We start from the raw sequence: 17,999 nt of genomic DNA on the forward strand, positions 1-17,999 counted from the left end.
TTTTTTGTTTAAGAGGTTATTTCCAACTGTCCGCTATATCCTTTTGTTTTTTTAAAGAAAAAAACAAAAGGATATAGCGCTTCCATCTGGGCTGGGCTTCAGTTTTCAATATTATCCATAACATAAATTTAATGTATTAAAATAAATATATAACTCACACAAAAACTTTAAGTTACACTTAAAAAATGTTCAGTGTTTGTCAATCCGGAATGAAATTGTTGTTAAAAAAAGTGTTTTTATTGCTTTAAAAAGTTAAATTCGCATTATTTGTAATATTGTTTTTTTTTGACGTTTATAATTAGGAACAAATAGTATATAAAATTCAAAATTTCCAAATAATGATTTTCAGGTTCGTCTTTATATTTTTGCTTTTTAGTGTTAGTGTTTTTTCTCAGGAAAATTATATCAAACATACGATCTCAAAAGGAGAAAATCTTACCATTATTGCAAAAAAATACGGCGTGAAAACCAAAGATATCTCTGATGCAAATCCTGATGCTCCTAAAATTTTAAAACTGAATTCAGTTTTATTAATTCCCAATAAAAATCATTCCACTGTAATAAAACCAAGCGAATCCATTACAGAAATAAATCCAGATTCGCATGAAGTTTTAGCAAAAGAAACACTTTGGGGAATATCAAAAAAATATAAAATTTCAGTAGAAGACTTAAAAAAGGCAAATCCATTATTAGAAACCGAAGGACTTAAAATAGGACAGCAAATTGTTATTCCATCAAATGGAAGTTCCGTTTTGCAAAAACCAGTTGAAAATATGCAAACATTGCTGGTTGAGGTTATAAGGGAAGTAATGCCGAAAGAAACTAAATATGCTATTGCTAAGGAATTCGAAATTAGTGTAGCCGAATTAGAAAAGCAAAATCCTGAAATTAAGACCACATTGCCTATTGGTTATAAATTAAAAATCCTCACTTCAAAAGAAAAAGCCGTAGCATATCAAAATATAAATTCTCAGGTTACTTCTCCGGAAAAATCGTTAGATAATCCAATTGTAAAATCGGAAACTTCAGTTGTTGTAGTAGATTCTGGAATAGTGAAATTTTCCAATCATTCAGAATTGATAGATCAATTGGTTTTTAATGCTACCGATAACATTGGTATTCGTTATCGTACTGGAGGAACATCAAAAGCAGGTTTTGATTGTTCCGGATTGATGTATACTTGTTTTGGGAATTTTGATATTAAATTACCCAGAACTTCACTGGAACAATCCAGAATAGGTATAAAAGTCAATACAGAAGAAGCGAAAAAAGGTGATTTGATTTTCTTTAAAACAAACGGAAGACACCAGATCAATCATGTTGGAATGGTGGTTGAAGTAACAGATGAGGAAATTAAATTTGTTCACGCCTCAACTCATGGCGGTGTTATGATTTCTTCAACTAAAGAAGGATATTACGAACGAACATTTTCGCAGGTAAATCGGGTGTTACAATGATTTTTGGGACAGTGTCTGTTTTTGCTTAAATAAATAGCTTTAAAATGTTCTGGTAGCATTTTATTAAATTTCAATCAATTGCAATTCATTATTAGAAATTCATTTAAAAGTTCCAACTACAAAATCCTTATTCTGTAAGGCTGTTTTTAATTCATTTCAATGACTATTGCAATCTATCTCAATCTGGTTTAGTAGCTTATAGACGGAATTTTCACGAATAAAACTTATTCATTTATCTTTAAATTAATATAGAAGAGAGTTTTATTATCCACTTCCTCAATTGACATTGAATGTGTGTTTCATGCAATTAAATGACAATGCAAATTCTAAGGATCTTTGGTTATAATTTTAATAAAACTAAAAAAAGTATATCTTTAACCAACTCAAAATCTAAAAACAATGCACGAAAATGACCAGGAAAATTTTAAGAGAGAACTCGGCTTACTAGACGGAACCATGCTTGTGGTAGGTTCTATGATTGGTTCGGGGATATTTATTGTGAGTGCCGATATTGCTAGACAGGTAGGTTCAGCAGGATGGCTGACATTGATTTGGCTGATTTCAGGATTAATTACGGTTATTGCTGCTGTAAGTTATGGCGAGTTGAGTGCTATGTTTCCAAAAGCAGGCGGGCAATATGTGTATCTCAAAGAAGCATATAATAAACTGATTGCTTTTTTGTATGGCTGGAGTTTTTTTGCGGTAATTCAGACCGGAACAATTGCGGCAGTTGGCGTGGCTTTCTCAAAATTTGCGGCCTATCTTTATGAACCTTTTAGCGACGAAAACATAGTATTTGAATTAGGATTTTTTAAACTCAATGCTGCTCAGATTGTTTCGATTATTACTATTGTTTTTCTTACCTATATCAATAGCAGAGGTGTAAAAAACGGAAAGATACTTCAGACTGTACTTACTATTATCAAGATTTTATCTTTATTAGGGTTGATCGTTTTTGGATTAATACTTGCAGCAAAAGCTTCTGTTTGGGATGCGAATTGGGCAGATGCCTGGACACCACGTTTATATAATGGAGATAATGATTCATGGTTGCCAATTAACGGAACTGCTTTAATAACAGGAATATCGGCTGCGATGGTAGGTTCCTTATTTTCAAGTGATGCCTGGAATGGTGTAACTTTTATTGCAGGGGAAATTAAAAATCCAAAGCGTAATGTGGGTTTAAGTCTGTTTCTGGGAACTTTTATCGTTACCATTATTTATGTGCTCACAAATCTGATGTATTTAGCTGTAGTTCCGTTTAACGAAATTGCAACAGCCAAATCAGATAGGGTAGCAGTAGTGGCTTCTCAGTATATTTTTGGTAATATAGGGACATTGGTTATCGCTGTCATGATTATGGTTTCGACTTTCGCCTGTAACAATGGATTGATTATGGCAGGCGCAAGAGTTTATTATACAATGGCAAATGATGGATTATTCTTTAAAAAAGCTGCCCTGCTTAATAAATTTAGTGTGCCCTCCTGGGCATTGTGGGCGCAATGTACTTGGGCTTCGATGTTATGTCTTACAGGAAAATATGGAGCTTTATTAGATTTTGTGATTATCATCGTTTTGATTTTTTACATCCTGACAATCTACGGAATTTTTATATTGCGCAAAAAAATGCCGGATACTGAAAGACCTTATAAAGCATTTGGTTATCCATTTTTACCAATGCTATATATTATCGTTGCTTCAGCGATTAGTGTTTCATTATTAATTACAAAATTTTCAACTTGTGGTTGGGGAATCTTAATTATGCTTATCGGAATTCCGGTGTATTATTTTACAAAACCAAAAGAGAACTAAATTTTAAGATTTAATAAATTTTCTAAAATAAATAACAAGATGCCTTGTAGTAGAATGGCATTTTGGTTTGTGTCTGTTTTTATGAATTACACTGAAGATAACGAATTTTAAAAAGTTTTTACAAAGCTTAATCCGTATTGATGACCATTATAAAAAGGCATTATCATAGAACTTGAATTACTTTCAGAAGATGATCTGAATATTTTTTTAGTAATATATGGATTCATCCAGTAAGCTAATTTCGTGCTTAGAATACCGATTCCCGCACCGGCAGCAACATCAGTTAGCCAATGGCGGTTATTATAAATTCTAAATAATCCGGTTCCGGTTGCTACGGCATAACCTGTAATTCCGTACCAAATTGATTTGTCTTTGTATTCCTGCCATAAAAATTCGGCACCTGCAAAAGCAGTTGCGGTATGTCCTGAAGGAAAAGAATTATTTGAACTTCCATCCGGCCTCTCTTCTTTGACAATCGATTTTAAACTCAAAACTGTTGAAGCCATAATGACATACGAAGTCACAAATATTACCGAACGGTCTCTCATAGTATTCTTGCCTTTTACACCGAACGCATTCAAAGCATAAACCGTTGCTGCAGGGGCATATTGTGAGAAATCATCAATTGTAATTTTTTCATCAATATCTTCTTTTACCTCATCCTTGATTTGAGAATTAAAACTTAAAAGCTGATCGCTTTCAAGACCAATTACGCCATAACTAATTAATGCTGTTGGAATAATTAATTGCTTGTAGTTAAACTTTAAATGACTTGAAGTACTGTCAATTTTAATAATGGAATCATTTTGCTGTGCACTTGTATTCCAGAAAGAAAATAAAAAAACTAGAGATATTACTTTGTAAACCATCTTAGGTTGTTATTATGAGATGCAAGAATAACGAATTTGTAGTCAAACTATTTTTGACTTAATGTAACCTTAAGTAAATATTAAATTTTTAGTTTTCAAATGATTACTAAAGTTACGAATGATTAGAAGGTTTTGAGTGTTTAAAACATTATAATTCTATTAACATCACATAATTTAGCTTTTGTTGCAAATGAAGTAATTTTGTAAAAAGACATTTATTACATGAAAGAACAAATTTCAATCTCCATATTAGAACTTGCTATTATTAATAATGATAGTAATGCCACAGAAACATTAAATAAAAGTAAAGAAATTGCACAGTTCACAGATCGCTTAGGATATAAGCGTTTTTGGCTAGCTGAGCATCATAATATGGCACACGTTGCCAGCACTGCAACAGTAGTTTTGATAGGCTATATAGCAAGTCAGACAAAAAATATAAGAGTAGGTTCAGGCGGAATTATGTTGCCGAATCATTCGCCTTTAATTATTGCAGAGCAATTTGGAACATTGGAAACACTATATCCAAACAGAATTGATCTTGGTTTAGGAAGAGCCCCCGGAACTGATCAGCCAACTGCTGAAGCTATTAGAAAAGATTTCTTCGAGCAGGCACAGCGATTTCCTCAAAACGTGTTGAAACTTCAGGATTATTTCTCAGAAGAAAATGCTACTGCAAAAGTGCGTGCTTTTCCTGCCGAAGGAACAAAAGTGCCTATTTGGATTTTGGGTTCAAGTATGGAGAGCGCTTCTTTGGCTGCTTCTTATGGTTTTCCGTATGCCTTTGCAGGACATTTTGCACCGCGTCAAATGTTGCAGGCCTTTGAATTTTATCGGGATAATTTTCAGCCTTCGTCCACTTTAGATAAACCGAAAACAATGGCCTGTGTCAATATTATTGCAGCGGATACAGATGAAGAAGCCGAAAAACTATCGACAAGTTTGTATCAGATGTTTCTGAATTTAATTCGAAATGATCGTAAAGGACTTCAACCACCAGTTGACTCTCTTGATGCTATTATGAGCGAAGAAGAACGTTTTCATGTCAATCAGATGACAGGCGGTTCTTTTGTAGGAAGCAAAAAGCAAATTGGGGCAGCTTTAAGAAAATTTATTGATTACGCCAAAATTGATGAACTGATGATCACAAGTCCTATTTTTGATCATCATGCTAAATTGAAGAGTCTGCAATTGACTAAAGAAGTGATAGATGAATTGAATCAAAAATAATCAGATTCTATTTTATATAAAAAATGCCTCAAAAGTTAAAACTTTGAGGCATTTTAATTTTGGAATATTCTTGGTTTATATTTTTAATTTTCCTTCAACACCAATATCTGCGTTATTTCCAAATATTGCTGAACCTGCCATTTTAATTAATGAAATTATTTTTCCATCTTTAGTATCCCAATAGTAAGCATCGGATGGTGTTACCTTTATAACAGTAACCTTTGGGTCTTTTTTACCTTCCTCAAACCATGCCTTAGCAACCGGAGTCCATAATTCATCTATTTTTTGCTGATCGCTGTAGATAGTAGCGTTTCCGTATATAGAAACATATTCTGAAGTCGATTTATTGGCAAAGAAAAGCTGAACCTGGCTGTCTTTTAAAATTTCAAAATTTTTATTGCTTGTAGCAGAACTAATAAACCATATATTTCCTTCATCATCTACGTCCTGAACGCTCATTGGTCTTGATTGAAGTGGTGTTTTGGTGAGTTCTGTACAAAAAATGGCTACATTAATACTTTTTACTAATGTTGTCAATTTTTCAACTGCTTCTTTATTATTTAAATTCTCTTGCATGATTGCTGTTTTTTAAATTAATCCAAATCGATTTTTTCTGCTGTCCAGTCAATTGCCAGTAAGTAGTCTTCTTTTTTAAAACCTTTAAATTCTCCCGGCATTATTTTATTAAAAACTTTGGTAAAATTGATCATTCTCTGGCAATCTGTTACAATTGCAGCACGTGTCCATTTGGTAATGTTTTTAAAACTTAACAAGGCTTCGTGTAACCAGGCGCCTAGAGTAAAATCAGTTGGTGAGTTGTCAAAAAACAACAAATAATTAAGCTTATGGGCGTCCTCGATTAAAAGTCTTACTTCAGAAGTAACAAAATCAACATCGCCTTTGATAATATGTCCGGCTGTTTTAAAACCAATCATATTTGGGGGTAATTCTTTAATTTTTTCAATCATGACATTTATTTTTTGCAGGTTAAATTTATTTTGTACAAAAATACTTTAAAGCCTGATTTTTCAGTTATGTAAAACATTGATAATCTTACATAATTCCAATGTTATGATTATTTTTAATAAAAAAATATAAAAGAAAGGTTTTAAAAAATACTTAAGAATTTTTATCAAAAAGAAGTAAATTAGCTATATCATTTATATTCTTAAATCGAAATTATGCTGAAAAGAATTTTAGTTGTTACCGGTATTATAATCGCAATATTCCTTGCTTTTAAATATTGCGAATTTAAAAAAGGGGATGACTCAACAATTGATTATAATACTAATCTAATACAGCAGCAAATTCTGAATGTAGGTAAATTGGTAGTTACTGAAGGGCATTTTTCTGAAGTTATTACTTATAAAAATCAACAAAAGTATTTAATGAATATGCTTTCTTTTGAAAAGAAAGCTCTTGTGGTTGTGAATGCAAATGTTACAGTTGCCTACGATTTACATAAAATAAAATATGATATTGATAAAAAAAACAGGACCATAACAATTCTCAATATTCCGAAAGAAGAGATTGCAATTAATCCTGATATTCAGTTTTATGATGTTGAGCAAAGTAAATTTAACCCATTTACAGGAGATGATTACAATAAAATCAATAAATCAGTAAAAGCCAATCTGGCAAAGAAAATCGAGAAATCTTCCTTAAAAACAAATGCTCAAAACAGATTGATTAGTGAATTGTCTAAGATTTTGATTCTGACTAATACTATGGGGTGGAAATTAAAATATGAAGGAAAAATGATTGAATCAGATAAAGATTTTAATCAGAATTTGAAACTTTAGTTAAATATTTAAACCACCTTCTTATCAAAAATCAAATCCAATCCTCCGGCAATTAAATGTGCCACTTCAGGACGTTTTTCTTTCAGTTGATCCAGATAAACCAAGACTTCCTGTAAAAGTTGTTTCTCGTTTGAATTTTTTATAAGTTCTGTGATTTCAACAGAAAGCAGCCAATCAGATGGATGATCGTTTTTTAATTTTTCAAAAACAGCTTTTAGTTCTGCTTTAGAATTTTTATTTTCTCTAATCGAGCGAACAGTTTGGTATAAAATTTCCAAATCATCACGTTCGTTTGTATGTTTTGCTTTGATGGTTGTCGTTTTTGGAACGTTATTAATCAGATCAAAACTATTTACATCGGCAGGGCCGGAAAATGCCGAAACTATTTTTTTTCCAATGGCCATGTCGTAATTTCCCCATTCAGGCTGAAACAAAATCGTTTCGCCATGCGTCACGGTACAGTTTCTAAAACTGATCAGAATAATTTCGCCGTGTAAGTTTCTAGAGCCTGTAATAATTTCTCCTTCTACAATAATGTTGCCTTCGAATTCCAGTTTAACGGTTTCGTTTTCAACAATGCTGTAGGCTTGTAAATCCATCGGACTCATATCTTCAATGGCTAAATTAAAGCCTTTTAGTTTTCCAATTGGACTTCCAAAACCTTCACGATGCGTTAAAGTTCCGTGTCCTACCAATTCTTTTTCACGATACGATAAAGCCGTTTTTCCGGTTGTTTGAATGTACACCGGTTTTCCTTCTTGTTCTAAAACATTGGTAAAAATACCTGAAATTTGTAAACCGGTACTCAATTCAATTGTTCCTAAAGCATTTGAATGAATCAGTTTTTGAATTCCCGAAAGACCTCCGGTTCGTAAAGCCATTTTATTAGCAAATTCTTCTAAAATTAAACTTAAATGCGAAAAAGTTGGCGTGACAAACAGTTGTGGCTGTAACTGTGTAATATCAAAATTTTGATTCGCAGCCGAAATATCATAAGGGATTTTCTTCACGTTATCTGTCATACACCACGCACTTTCTCCGATCGAGGAAAGCAGTCCGGCACCGTATATTTTTGGATTTTCAACAGTTCCAATCAAACCGTATTCTACTGTCCACCAATGTAAGTTTCGAATCTGGGCCATCTCTGATAATTCGCCCATATTATTTTGTAAATCAGCAACCGCTTTTTCGGCTTTGTCAATTTTTTCCTGAGGTGTATCTTCGGCTTCTTTTAAAATGGAAAGCAACCGAATCGCTTCATACATCTGATAATCTTTGTGTGATGAAATAGCTTTGCATCCAATCTCTCCAAAACGACGTAAATATTCTGCATATTCAGGATTGGCAATAATAGGAGCATGGCCGGCACCTTCGTGAATAATATCCGGAGCGGGAGTATATTCAATGTGTTCTAATTGACGAATGTCTGATGCGATAACTAAAACATTGTAAGCCTGAAATTCCATAAATGCATTTGGCGGAATAAATCCGTCAACAGCAACGGCAGCCCAGCCTATTTCGGTTAAAATACGGTTCATGCCATACATACTCGGAATAGAGTCAATTTCGATTCCGGTTTTTTTCAAACCATCCAAATACGAATGATGCGCCACTTTCGATAAATAATCTACATTTTTACGCATGACATAACGCCAAACGGCCTGATTAATTGGCGTATAATCGCTATAATCCTGAGGTTTAATGAATTGCTTTAAATGTTTTGGCAATTTTTCCAGTAATGGATTTGTTTCAATTCGTGCATTCATATCGGAATCGTTGTAGATTGTAAATGCGAATTTACGAATTTTAGGAGCTATTTCCTGCTATTCATTACAATCTTTTTAGGTAAAATCTTTTTTTATTGCACTTTCATGAGCTTCCGCTGGTCGCTCTCAAAAGTCCATAAAAAATAGATTTTCCGTAAAAAGGATTTTCATTGCTATCAGGGCTAGGGCTTTTGTTTTCAAAAGAAGCAATTTTTATTATTGATTCCCCAGATTTCTAAAATATTCAATTTTGTAATTAAACATATACGCCATATTTGCAGCACGTATTTTTGCTTCTTCGGCAAGTTTTCCAACAAATAAAGAATCAACTGTTGTAGTAAAAATTTCCATCCAGCGATCAAAATGAGATTGGTTTACAGGTAAGTGTTTGTGTGGAGGAAAAGGGCTTCCGGAATAGGTATGTTCTACTAAAAGTAATGTCTGCCAGAAGCGATACATTTTTTCCAGATGTTCAGGCCATCTGCCCATCATTTTTTCATTAAAAATAGGTCCGATTAAATCATCGTTCTGTACTTTTTCATAAAAAGTATTTACCAAAAGTTTGATGTCATCGAGGTTTAAAATATCTTGAGTTGCCATGTTTTTAAAATAAAATAAAGAAATTTTCTTTGCAAATCTTAGCAAAAAACTTTGTCAATCTCTATGGAAAAGCAATTATGCAAAGTTACACAAAGAACGCGCAGAGAGGCTCAAAGTTAAAGTCATTTTTACCCAATTAACTGCGTAAACAAATCCTGATTGTCATTTAAATATTGAAATTCAAAGCCATTTTTGGTCATATTAAGTTTGATAGCCATAATGTCTTTTTTGTTTTTTAATTCTAATCCCACTACAACAGAACCCATTTCACGACTCGTTTTTTTCGCAAATTGAAAATAAGTAATATCATCATCTGGTCCTAAAATGTTATTTACAAATTCTTTTAAAGCACCTGGACGCTGTGGAAACTGAATCATAAAATAATGCATCAGGCCTTCATAAAGTAAAGAACGTTCTTTTATTTCTGCGGTTCTTTCAATATCATTATTACTTCCGCTGACTACGCAAACTACAGTTTTGCCTTTTATTTTATCCTTATAAAAATCCAAGGCAGCAATTGTCAATGCGCCTGCAGGTTCAACTACCATGGCTTCTTCATTGTATAATCTTAAAATTGTAGTACAGACCTTTCCTTCTGGAACCAGAATGATATCTTCGAGATTATAACGGCAGATTTCAAAAGTTTTATCACCAACTTGCTTTACAGCTGCGCCATCCACAAATTTGTCTATTGTTTTTAAAGCTGTATTTTTATTTTCTTCAATAGCAGTTTTCATTGAAGGAGCACCTTTTGGCTCCACCCCAATGATTTTGGTATTAGGACTTAGATGTTTGAAAATTTCAGATAAACCAGAGGCGAGTCCGCCACCGCCAATTGGCACAAAAACATAATCAATAGGTTCTTTAAAACTTTCTAAAATTTCTAATCCAACGGTTCCCTGGCCTGCAATTACTTTTTCATCATCAAAGGGATGAATAAATATTTTATGATTTTTGATGGCGTCAGCAGTTGCAGAAGCGTATGCATCATCAAAAGTATCTCCAGTTAAAACAATTTCTACAAACGATTTTCCAAATAATTGTACTTGTTTTACTTTTTGTTTTGGAGTGGTTTTCGGCATATAAATTTTGCCTTTTATATGAAGCAGATTACAGGAATAAGCCACGCCCTGCGCATGATTTCCGGCACTTGCACAAACAATTCCAATTGCTTTTTCTGTTTCATTTAACGAAGAAATCTTGTTATAAGCTCCTCTTATTTTATAAGAACGGACAATTTGTAAATCTTCTCTTTTTAATAAAATAGTAGATTTAAATTCGTCCGACAGATTTAAATTTTGTGTGAGCGGAGTAGCTGCAACTACATTTTCGAGCTGCTTTTTGGCATTGAGTACTTCGTTGAATAAATTCATGAGTGTTCGTTTTTGTAAAATAAAAAAACCTCCCGATTTAGGAGGTTTAATAAATTATATTTGTTTACTTAATTTATATAACACCTCGCTATTACTGCTGAATTGCAATAATATTGATAGCGATAATAATGTTATTTAAGTTTGTCATTCTTGTCGTTTAAAATACAAAAGTATTAATTATTTTTTTACCTGAGGTGGATATTGAGCCAAAACTTTGCTAACGATTTCCTGCACTTTCGCATCTTTTTTGTCAACGTTTTTAGTTAAAGTTCCAATACCTTCACCTTGCCAGATCATTTCTTTCTTTTTTGCGTCAATTAAATCGATGTATAAAGTTCCTTCTGTAGAAGTTGAAACGGTAGTTTGTCCTCCGTACATCATGTAAGGATTCCATCCCCATCCCCAACCGTAGCCCCATCCGGCGCTAAATTGGTTTACATTTACTTGTTCTCTTGATTTCGTAAAAATATTTACTAATAAATCAGGGTTTTCGCTTTTGGTAAAACCTTTTGCCTGCAACTCAGTATCAATTGCGTGAAGAATTCGTCTTTTATCCAAATCAGAAATTTCAACCTTGTCAATTCCGGGCTTAAAGAAAGCATACGTTTTATATGGAGCAAAATCTACGTTTTTGTCGTAATCGGAATAAACGCTAACCGTGCTGCAAGAGGCTACTAGTAAAAGCAAAAAAACGGGTACTAATTTGAATGTTTTCATATAATTAAATTTTAATGTTCTCATTTTAAATAATAAGAAAACTTTAAACTAAAATAGATTTTCGTCGACTATATTAGGCAAAGTCACTTTTAATAAAGGCTGAATTTTCATGGCTCTTTTTATAGCAAAAATAGCTTCATTATTTCTAGCCCAGCTTCGTCTTGAAATCCCGTTGTTAACATCCCAGAAAAGCATTGATGTTAAACGCTTTGAAGCCTCTTTAGAACCATCAAGAACCATACCAAATCCGCCATTTATAACCTCTCCCCATCCAACCCCGCCACCATTATGAATTGATACCCAGGTTGCACCTCTAAAGCTGTCTCCAATCACGTTTTGAATCGCCATATCTGCCGTAAAACGAGATCCGTCATAGATATTTGAGGTTTCTCTGTAAGGAGAATCCGTTCCGGAAACATCATGATGATCGCGGCCTAAAACAACCATTCCAATTTCGCCTTTGGCAATCGCCTGATTAAAAGCTTCTGCAATTTTAATTCTTCCTTCGGCATCAGCGTAAAGAATTCTGGCTTGAGAACCAACCACCAATTTATTTTCCTGTGCGCCTTTGATCCATTTCATGTTATCCTGCATTTGCTGCTGAATTTCATTTGGAGCCGTTTTTGCCAATTCGTCTAAAACTGCACTGGCAATATTATCTGTTTTTTGCAGATCTTCTGGTTTTCCAGATGTACAAACCCATCTAAAAGGACCAAATCCGTAATCAAAACACATAGGTCCCATAATATCCTGAACGTAACTCGGATATTTAAAATCGATATTGTTTTCTGCCATTACATCTGCTCCGGCACGTGAAGCTTCTAATAAAAAAGCATTTCCGTAATCAAAAAAGTAAGTTCCTTTTGCAGTGTGTTTGTTGATTGCTTTAGCTTGACGACGCAAAGATTCCTGTACTTTTTCTTTGAATAATTCAGGATCATTGGACATCATTTCGTTGGCTTCATCAAACGAAATCCCAACCGGATAATAACCGCCCGCCCAGGGATTATGAAGCGAAGTCTGATCTGAGCCTAAATCAATTCTTATGTTTTCCTTGTCGAAACATTCCCAAACATCAACTACATTTCCTAAATAAGCAATCGACACCGCTTCTTTATTGGCTTTCGCCAAAGTGACTCTTTTAACCAATTCTTTTGTCGAAGTTACAATTTCATTAATCCATCCCTGTTCATGACGAATTTTAGTAATCTTCGGATTCACTTCAGCGCAGACTGTAATACAACCGGCAATATTTCCGGCTTTTGGCTGTGCTCCAGACATACCTCCAAGTCCTGAAGTTACGAATAAATTTCCTTCAGGATTTAGTTTTATTTTTCTGAAACCATTTAAAACGGTGATCGTAGTTCCGTGTACAATTCCCTGTGGACCAATGTACATATAACTTCCTGCTGTCATTTGTCCGTATTGCGAAACACCTAGAGCATTCATTTTTTCCCAATCATCCGGTTTAGAATAATTAGGGATTACCATTCCGTTGGTAACCACAACTCTCGGTGCTTCAGGATGCGAAGGAAATAATCCCATCGGATGCCCAGAATACATTGTTAAAGTCTGCTCATCTGTCATTTGAGACAAATATTGCATCGTTAGTAAATATTGAGCCCAGTTTTGAAAAACAGCTCCATTTCCGCCATAGGTAATCAATTCATGAGGATGCTGTGCCACAGCGTAATCCAGATTGTTCTGAATCATGTGCATTATAGCTTTTGCCTGCACAGATTTTCCAGGATATTCGTCAATTGGTCTTGCGTACATTCTATAATCCGGACGCAGACGATACATATAAATCCGGCCGTATTTTTCTAATTCTTCTGAAAATTCGGTAATTAATTGGGCGTGATGTTTTGGATCAAAATAACGCAATGCATTTTTTAAAGCCAGTTTTTTTTCTTCAGCCGAAAGAATATCTTTTCGTTTTGGCGCGTGGTTAATCGCTGCATCATACTCTTTTTTGGGAGGTAATATAGAAGGAATTCCTTGTTGTATTTGTTCTTTGAAAGTCATTTCTTTTAGATTTTTAGATGTTAGATTGTCAGACTTCTTAGATTTTTTTAAGTCTATTAAATAAACATCTCATTTTGCAAGTTTGTTTTAATGTAAAGACTTAAGAAAATTATCTAATTCTAATTAGCAAATTCTCGAATTAAAACTAGGGATAACGGATGTCCGACCTGTGATAGGATTTGTGGATTTTAATCCTAAATTTTCGTGAGCGAATATCCATTTATAATTTTGGAGTTTAGATTGTTGTTTCAGATTTTTTGAATTATCTAATTGTCACATTGAATGGACTATTTAGACTTCATAATTCTGCCAGTTTTTTTATCAAACCCATACGGACAATTACGGCAGCCACTTTTACAGCAATGTCCCCTTTTTAGATGATGTTTTTCGGTAAAGCACTTATAACCTTCCGGCGTATAATAAAAATCTTCGCCTTCGATTAATTTATTTTCATTACTTTGCTCTTTCATAAATCTGTTTTGGGTCAAATTTCAATTTCTTTACAATCAAAAACAACTCTTTGATTGTCATTTTAATGAAATCGAACAATTTTATATTTACAAATTTATAAATTTTACAGCCAATGTTTCTGATTGTTGCCAAATATTTAATTCCGAGAGGATATCGAGGAATGGCAGTATTTCCGTTTGTACTGGTGAAATATGATTTTGATAAAGTGAATAAGATTTTTGTCAATCATGAGAAGATTCATTTGAGACAGCAGTTAGAAATGCTGGTTTTGCCTTTTTTTATCTGGTATTTTTTTGAATATTTAATTCGGCTGTTTCAATATAAAAACAAAGATTTGGCTTATCGAAATATTAGTTTCGAAAGAGAAGCTTACGCAAAAGAAACCGATTATGTTTATCTGAAAAACCGATCTTTTTTTCAGTTTCTAAAATACATCACTTTAAAATAAAACCAATTTTGAACCAGGATATTCCTATCAATTACCCGAACGATATTTCTTTGGCCATAAAGCGCGAAGATTTGATTCATCCTTTTGTTTCTGGAAATAAGTTCCGGAAACTAAAATACAACTTGCTTCAGGCGAAAGCTGAAAATCATAAGAATATATTAACCTTTGGCGGCGCTTTTTCCAATCATATTGCGGCTGTGGCTTATGCAGGAAAAGAACAGGGTCTTACCACTATCGGAATTATTCGTGGTGATGAACTTTCAGAGAAAATCCAAGAAAATCCAACCCTAAAATTCGCACAGGAAAACGGAATGAAATTTGAGTTTGTTTCCAGAGAAGAGTATAGGTTAAAAGGTGAAATTTCCTTTATAGAAAAATTAAAAGAGAAATTTGGAGATTTTTATTTAGTTCCTGAAGGAGGTACAAACAAACTCGCTGTAAAAGGTTGTGAAGAGATTTTAACAAATGAAGATGCTGTTTTTAATTACGTTTGCTGCGCAGTTGGAACGGGCGGAACGATTTCCGGATTGATTAATAGCGCCCTGCCTCATCAGAAAATTTTAGGATTTCCTGCCTTAAAAGGTGACTTTTTACAAGATGAAATTCGTATTTTTGCCCAAAAAGAGAACTGGAATTTAATTTCAGACTATCATTTTGGAGGTTATGGCAAGGTAAAATTGGAATTAATTGAATTTATTAATGCTTTTTTTGATAAAAATAAAGTGCCTTTAGACCCAATTTATACAGGAAAGATGGTTTTTGGCGTTATAGATTTAATCAGCAAAAATTACTTTCCTGCACATTCAAAAATATTACTCATTCATACCGGCGGATTACAGGGAATTGAAGGAATGAATATGAAGCTGAAGCAGAAAAAATTACCAATACTAAAAAACAATGGTTAAAAAAATCGTATTGCTCTTTACCATACTAGTTCTGGCAAGCTGTTCTTCCAGTAAACCGACTATCGCAACCACTAAAAAACAAGCAGCAGTTCAGAGAAACAGAACAGTAGCCGCTAAAAAGCAGACTCCGGTTAAGCCAATCGGCAAAAATTATCCTACGACAAACAACACAACGGAGGTTATTCAATCTACTTCAAAAACAGTTGTAACCAGCAGTTTAATTAGTGATTATGTTTTGCAGTATAAAGATATTGCTGTGGGAAATATGCAGAAATACGGCATTCCCGCCAGTATTATTTTGGCTCAGGGAATTTTAGAGTCAGGGGCAGGAAGAGGAGATCTGGCAATTAATGCTAATAATCACTTCGGAATAAAATGTCATAAAGACTGGCTGGGCGAAAGTGTACGTCATGACGACGATGCATCTCAGGAATGTTTCAGAAAATATAAAGAAGCATCAGAATCATATAAAGATCATGCTTTGTTTTTAGTTGGGAAAAACAGATATGCTTCTTTGTTTACGTACGAAAAAGACGATTATAAAGCCTGGGCAAAAGGATTAAGAGCTTGCGGTTATGCAACAGATCCTAATTATCCGGATAAATTAATCAGTTATATTGAACGCTATAATTTACACCAGTACGATTGTCAGGTTACAGGGAAAACCTACAAACCTTTTGGTAATTCGGTTGCGGGTTCAAATTCAGATTATAATGATCCAAATTTATACGAAGTCCAAAAAGGTGATACTTTGTATTCCATTTCAAAAAAATTCAACTTATTGGTTGATGATTTAAAACAAAAAAATAATCTTTCAGATAATACGCTTTCCATAGGGCAGAAGTTGAAGGTGAAGTAATTAATTATCAATTGTTAATGAAAAAGAAGATCTTAATTGGAGTTTATATTTTTGCATCGGTTTTAAGTATCAGACTTTTTTGTGGAGTTTATAAGGATGATGAATTTGCAGAAAATAATCTTTTTATAAAACACCGGCCAACCTGGAAATGGATGTTTTATTCTCCACAAGGACAATCGGATATTAAATTAGAACAGCTTTCTAAACAAAGACAAATTGAGCAACAATATTTTAATGAGTTTATAAAAGATCAGGGTTTAAGCAGATAGTTTAAATTTAAGATCAAAAATTTAAGATCAAAAAATGATATATAAAAGAAGTAGTCAGCTTTTTGCTGAAGCAGAAAAAGTAATTCCGGGAGGCGTAAATTCACCAGTAAGAGCCTTTAAAGCAGTAGGTGGAACTCCTATTTTTGTAAAAAGTGCCAAAGGTGCTTATTTATATGATGAAGACGGAAACAAATTAATCGATTATATCAACTCCTGGGGACCAATGGTTTTGGGACATGCGTATCAACCCGTTGTTGATGCTGTAATCGAAAAGGCAAAACTGGGAACTTCTTTTGGAATGCCAACAGAATTAGAAACTGAAATCGCTGCTTTAGCTGTTTCTATGGTTCCTAATATAGATAAAATCAGATTTGTAAATTCCGGTACAGAAGCTTGTATGAGTGCGATTCGTCTGGCTCGCGGCTTTACAAAAAGAGATAAAATCATCAAATTTGCAGGCTGCTATCATGGACATTCTGATTCATTTTTGATTCAGGCCGGAAGTGGAGCTATAACTTTTGGTTCACCAAATAGCCCTGGAGTTACAGAAGGAACAGCAAAAGATACTTTATTGGCAAAATACAATGATTTAGATAATGTAAAAACGGTAATAGAAGCCAATAAAAAAGAAATTGCAGCCATAATTATTGAGCCGGTTGCCGGAAATATGGGCTGTATTCCACCTCAAAAAGGATTTCTAGAAGGTTTGCGAGATTTGTGTACGGCAAACGGAATTTTATTAATTTTTGATGAGGTAATGACAGGTTTTCGGTTGGCTCGTGGCGGAGTTCAGGAATTGTTTAATGTAAATGCAGATATTGTTTGTTTTGGAAAAGTAATTGGCGGCGGATTGCCGGTTGGTGCTTTTGCAGCACGTGCTGAAATCATGAATTATTTGGCACCACTTGGCCCCGTTTATCAGGCAGGAACATTATCAGGAAATCCCTTAGCAATGGCGGCTGGATTAGCGATGTTACAATCGTTAGATAATGATCGTGCTATTTTTGATCGTTTAGACAAAAAAACAGCATATTTAGAAGCTGGAATTGATAGAGTTCTTAAAGCTAATAATATTGTTTTTACCATCAATAGAGTAGGGTCAATGATTTCGGTACATTTTGATGCCAATCCGGTAGTTGATTTTAAAACGGCAGCAAAAGGTGATAATGAAACGTTTAAGAAATTTTTTCACGGATTATTACAAGAAGGTATTTATATTGCACCTTCAGCTTATGAAACATGGTTTATAACAGATGCTTTGACATATGAAGATTTAGACTTTACGATTAATGCGATTGATAAAGTTTCAAAGACATTTTAATTTAGAACTTAAAATACATTTAAATAGAGGCTTAACTTTTTAATTAAAGTTTAGCCTTTTTTATTGCTTCAGATT

At 33.8% G+C, this 17,999-nt stretch carries 18 protein-coding genes; 9 read left to right on the top strand and 9 right to left on the bottom strand.

All coding sequences use genetic code 11. From position 1 onward, the window contains the following. Nucleotides 1-338 precede the first annotated feature (338 nt). Both ACEN2I_RS03955 and ACEN2I_RS03960 read left to right on the top strand, forming a co-directional pair. Complete coding sequence (locus ACEN2I_RS03955) at nt 339-1,457, top strand: C40 family peptidase (protein WP_441764813.1); 1,119 nt, start codon at nt 339-341, stop codon at nt 1,455-1,457. A gap of 399 nt (nt 1,458-1,856) precedes the next feature. Continuing rightward, a complete protein-coding gene (locus ACEN2I_RS03960) occupies nt 1,857-3,269 on the top strand; it encodes an APC family permease (protein ID WP_441764814.1) in 1,413 nt (470 codons plus the stop codon). Nucleotides 3,270-3,376: 107 nt separating this feature from the next. Here ACEN2I_RS03960 and ACEN2I_RS03965 read toward each other — a convergent pair whose 3' ends face one another. Continuing rightward, a complete protein-coding gene (locus ACEN2I_RS03965; RefSeq protein WP_441764815.1) occupies nt 3,377-4,138 on the bottom strand; it encodes a phosphatase PAP2 family protein in 762 nt (253 codons plus the stop codon). A gap of 222 nt (nt 4,139-4,360) precedes the next feature. Between ACEN2I_RS03965 and ACEN2I_RS03970 the strand changes: the two genes are divergently transcribed. Beyond that, nucleotides 4,361-5,368: an LLM class flavin-dependent oxidoreductase gene (locus ACEN2I_RS03970; RefSeq protein ID WP_441764816.1), complete on the top strand. Its 1,008-nt coding sequence runs from the start codon at nt 4,361-4,363 to the stop codon at nt 5,366-5,368. Between the two features lie 75 nt (nt 5,369-5,443). Here ACEN2I_RS03970 and ACEN2I_RS03975 read toward each other — a convergent pair whose 3' ends face one another. Together ACEN2I_RS03975 and ACEN2I_RS03980 are read right to left on the bottom strand one after the other, a co-directional pair. Then, a complete protein-coding gene (locus ACEN2I_RS03975; protein ID WP_441764817.1) occupies nt 5,444-5,944 on the bottom strand; it encodes a pyridoxamine 5'-phosphate oxidase family protein in 501 nt (166 codons plus the stop codon). Between the two features lie 17 nt (nt 5,945-5,961). Next, entirely contained in the window at nt 5,962-6,336 is a 375-nt protein-coding gene (locus tag ACEN2I_RS03980) for an STAS/SEC14 domain-containing protein (RefSeq protein ID WP_441764818.1), read from the bottom strand. A gap of 213 nt (nt 6,337-6,549) precedes the next feature. Here ACEN2I_RS03980 and ACEN2I_RS03985 point away from each other — a divergent pair, with 213 nt between their 5' ends. Next, on the top strand, nt 6,550-7,170 hold the full coding sequence (locus tag ACEN2I_RS03985) for a DUF4230 domain-containing protein (protein WP_441764819.1): 621 nt from the start codon (nt 6,550-6,552) through the stop codon (nt 7,168-7,170). A gap of 8 nt (nt 7,171-7,178) precedes the next feature. Here ACEN2I_RS03985 and ACEN2I_RS03990 read toward each other — a convergent pair whose 3' ends face one another. The 6 genes from ACEN2I_RS03990 to ACEN2I_RS04015 form a co-directional block, all read right to left on the bottom strand. Further along, nucleotides 7,179-8,936, bottom strand: a complete 1,758-nt coding sequence (locus tag ACEN2I_RS03990) for an aromatic amino acid hydroxylase (protein ID WP_441764820.1) — start codon at nt 8,934-8,936, stop codon at nt 7,179-7,181. Between the two features lie 216 nt (nt 8,937-9,152). Further along, nucleotides 9,153-9,536 carry a group III truncated hemoglobin gene (locus tag ACEN2I_RS03995; protein ID WP_441764821.1) on the bottom strand — a complete coding sequence of 128 codons (384 nt, stop codon included), beginning with the start codon at nt 9,534-9,536 and terminating at the stop codon, nt 9,153-9,155. 128 nt (nt 9,537-9,664) lie between these two features. Continuing rightward, complete coding sequence (gene ilvA / locus ACEN2I_RS04000; RefSeq protein ID WP_441764822.1) at nt 9,665-10,909, bottom strand: threonine ammonia-lyase IlvA; 1,245 nt, start codon at nt 10,907-10,909, stop codon at nt 9,665-9,667. Nucleotides 10,910-11,086: 177 nt separating this feature from the next. Next, nucleotides 11,087-11,626 (bottom strand): DUF4136 domain-containing protein, encoded by a 540-nt coding sequence (locus ACEN2I_RS04005; RefSeq protein WP_441764823.1) that lies wholly within the window; start codon nt 11,624-11,626, stop codon nt 11,087-11,089. A gap of 48 nt (nt 11,627-11,674) precedes the next feature. Continuing rightward, nucleotides 11,675-13,651 carry a urocanate hydratase gene (locus tag ACEN2I_RS04010; RefSeq protein WP_441764824.1) on the bottom strand — a complete coding sequence of 659 codons (1,977 nt, stop codon included), beginning with the start codon at nt 13,649-13,651 and terminating at the stop codon, nt 11,675-11,677. Nucleotides 13,652-13,938: 287 nt separating this feature from the next. After that, on the bottom strand, nt 13,939-14,121 hold the full coding sequence (locus ACEN2I_RS04015; RefSeq protein ID WP_441764825.1) for a DUF5522 domain-containing protein: 183 nt from the start codon (nt 14,119-14,121) through the stop codon (nt 13,939-13,941). A gap of 113 nt (nt 14,122-14,234) precedes the next feature. Here ACEN2I_RS04015 and ACEN2I_RS04020 point away from each other — a divergent pair, with 113 nt between their 5' ends. Genes ACEN2I_RS04020 through hemL form a run of 5 tightly spaced genes read left to right on the top strand, consistent with a single transcriptional unit; the run spans nt 14,235 to nt 17,924 of the window. Next, nucleotides 14,235-14,570 (top strand): hypothetical protein, encoded by a 336-nt coding sequence (locus ACEN2I_RS04020; RefSeq protein ID WP_441764826.1) that lies wholly within the window; start codon nt 14,235-14,237, stop codon nt 14,568-14,570. An 8-nt stretch (nt 14,571-14,578) separates the two neighbouring features. Beyond that, complete coding sequence (locus ACEN2I_RS04025) at nt 14,579-15,475, top strand: 1-aminocyclopropane-1-carboxylate deaminase/D-cysteine desulfhydrase (protein WP_441764827.1); 897 nt, start codon at nt 14,579-14,581, stop codon at nt 15,473-15,475. Continuing rightward, nucleotides 15,468-16,334: a glucosaminidase domain-containing protein gene (locus ACEN2I_RS04030; protein ID WP_441764828.1), complete on the top strand. Its 867-nt coding sequence runs from the start codon at nt 15,468-15,470 to the stop codon at nt 16,332-16,334. Before ACEN2I_RS04025 ends, ACEN2I_RS04030 begins: the two co-directional genes overlap by 8 nt. A gap of 17 nt (nt 16,335-16,351) precedes the next feature. Then, complete coding sequence (locus tag ACEN2I_RS04035; protein ID WP_441764829.1) at nt 16,352-16,603, top strand: hypothetical protein; 252 nt, start codon at nt 16,352-16,354, stop codon at nt 16,601-16,603. A 34-nt stretch (nt 16,604-16,637) separates the two neighbouring features. Then, nucleotides 16,638-17,924: a glutamate-1-semialdehyde 2,1-aminomutase gene (hemL, locus tag ACEN2I_RS04040; RefSeq protein ID WP_441764830.1), complete on the top strand. Its 1,287-nt coding sequence runs from the start codon at nt 16,638-16,640 to the stop codon at nt 17,922-17,924. Nucleotides 17,925-17,999: the final 75 nt, after the last annotated feature.

It is taken from the genome of Flavobacterium sp. W22_SRS_FK3 (assembly GCF_052113665.1).
Lineage (GTDB): Bacteria > Bacteroidota > Bacteroidia > Flavobacteriales > Flavobacteriaceae > Flavobacterium.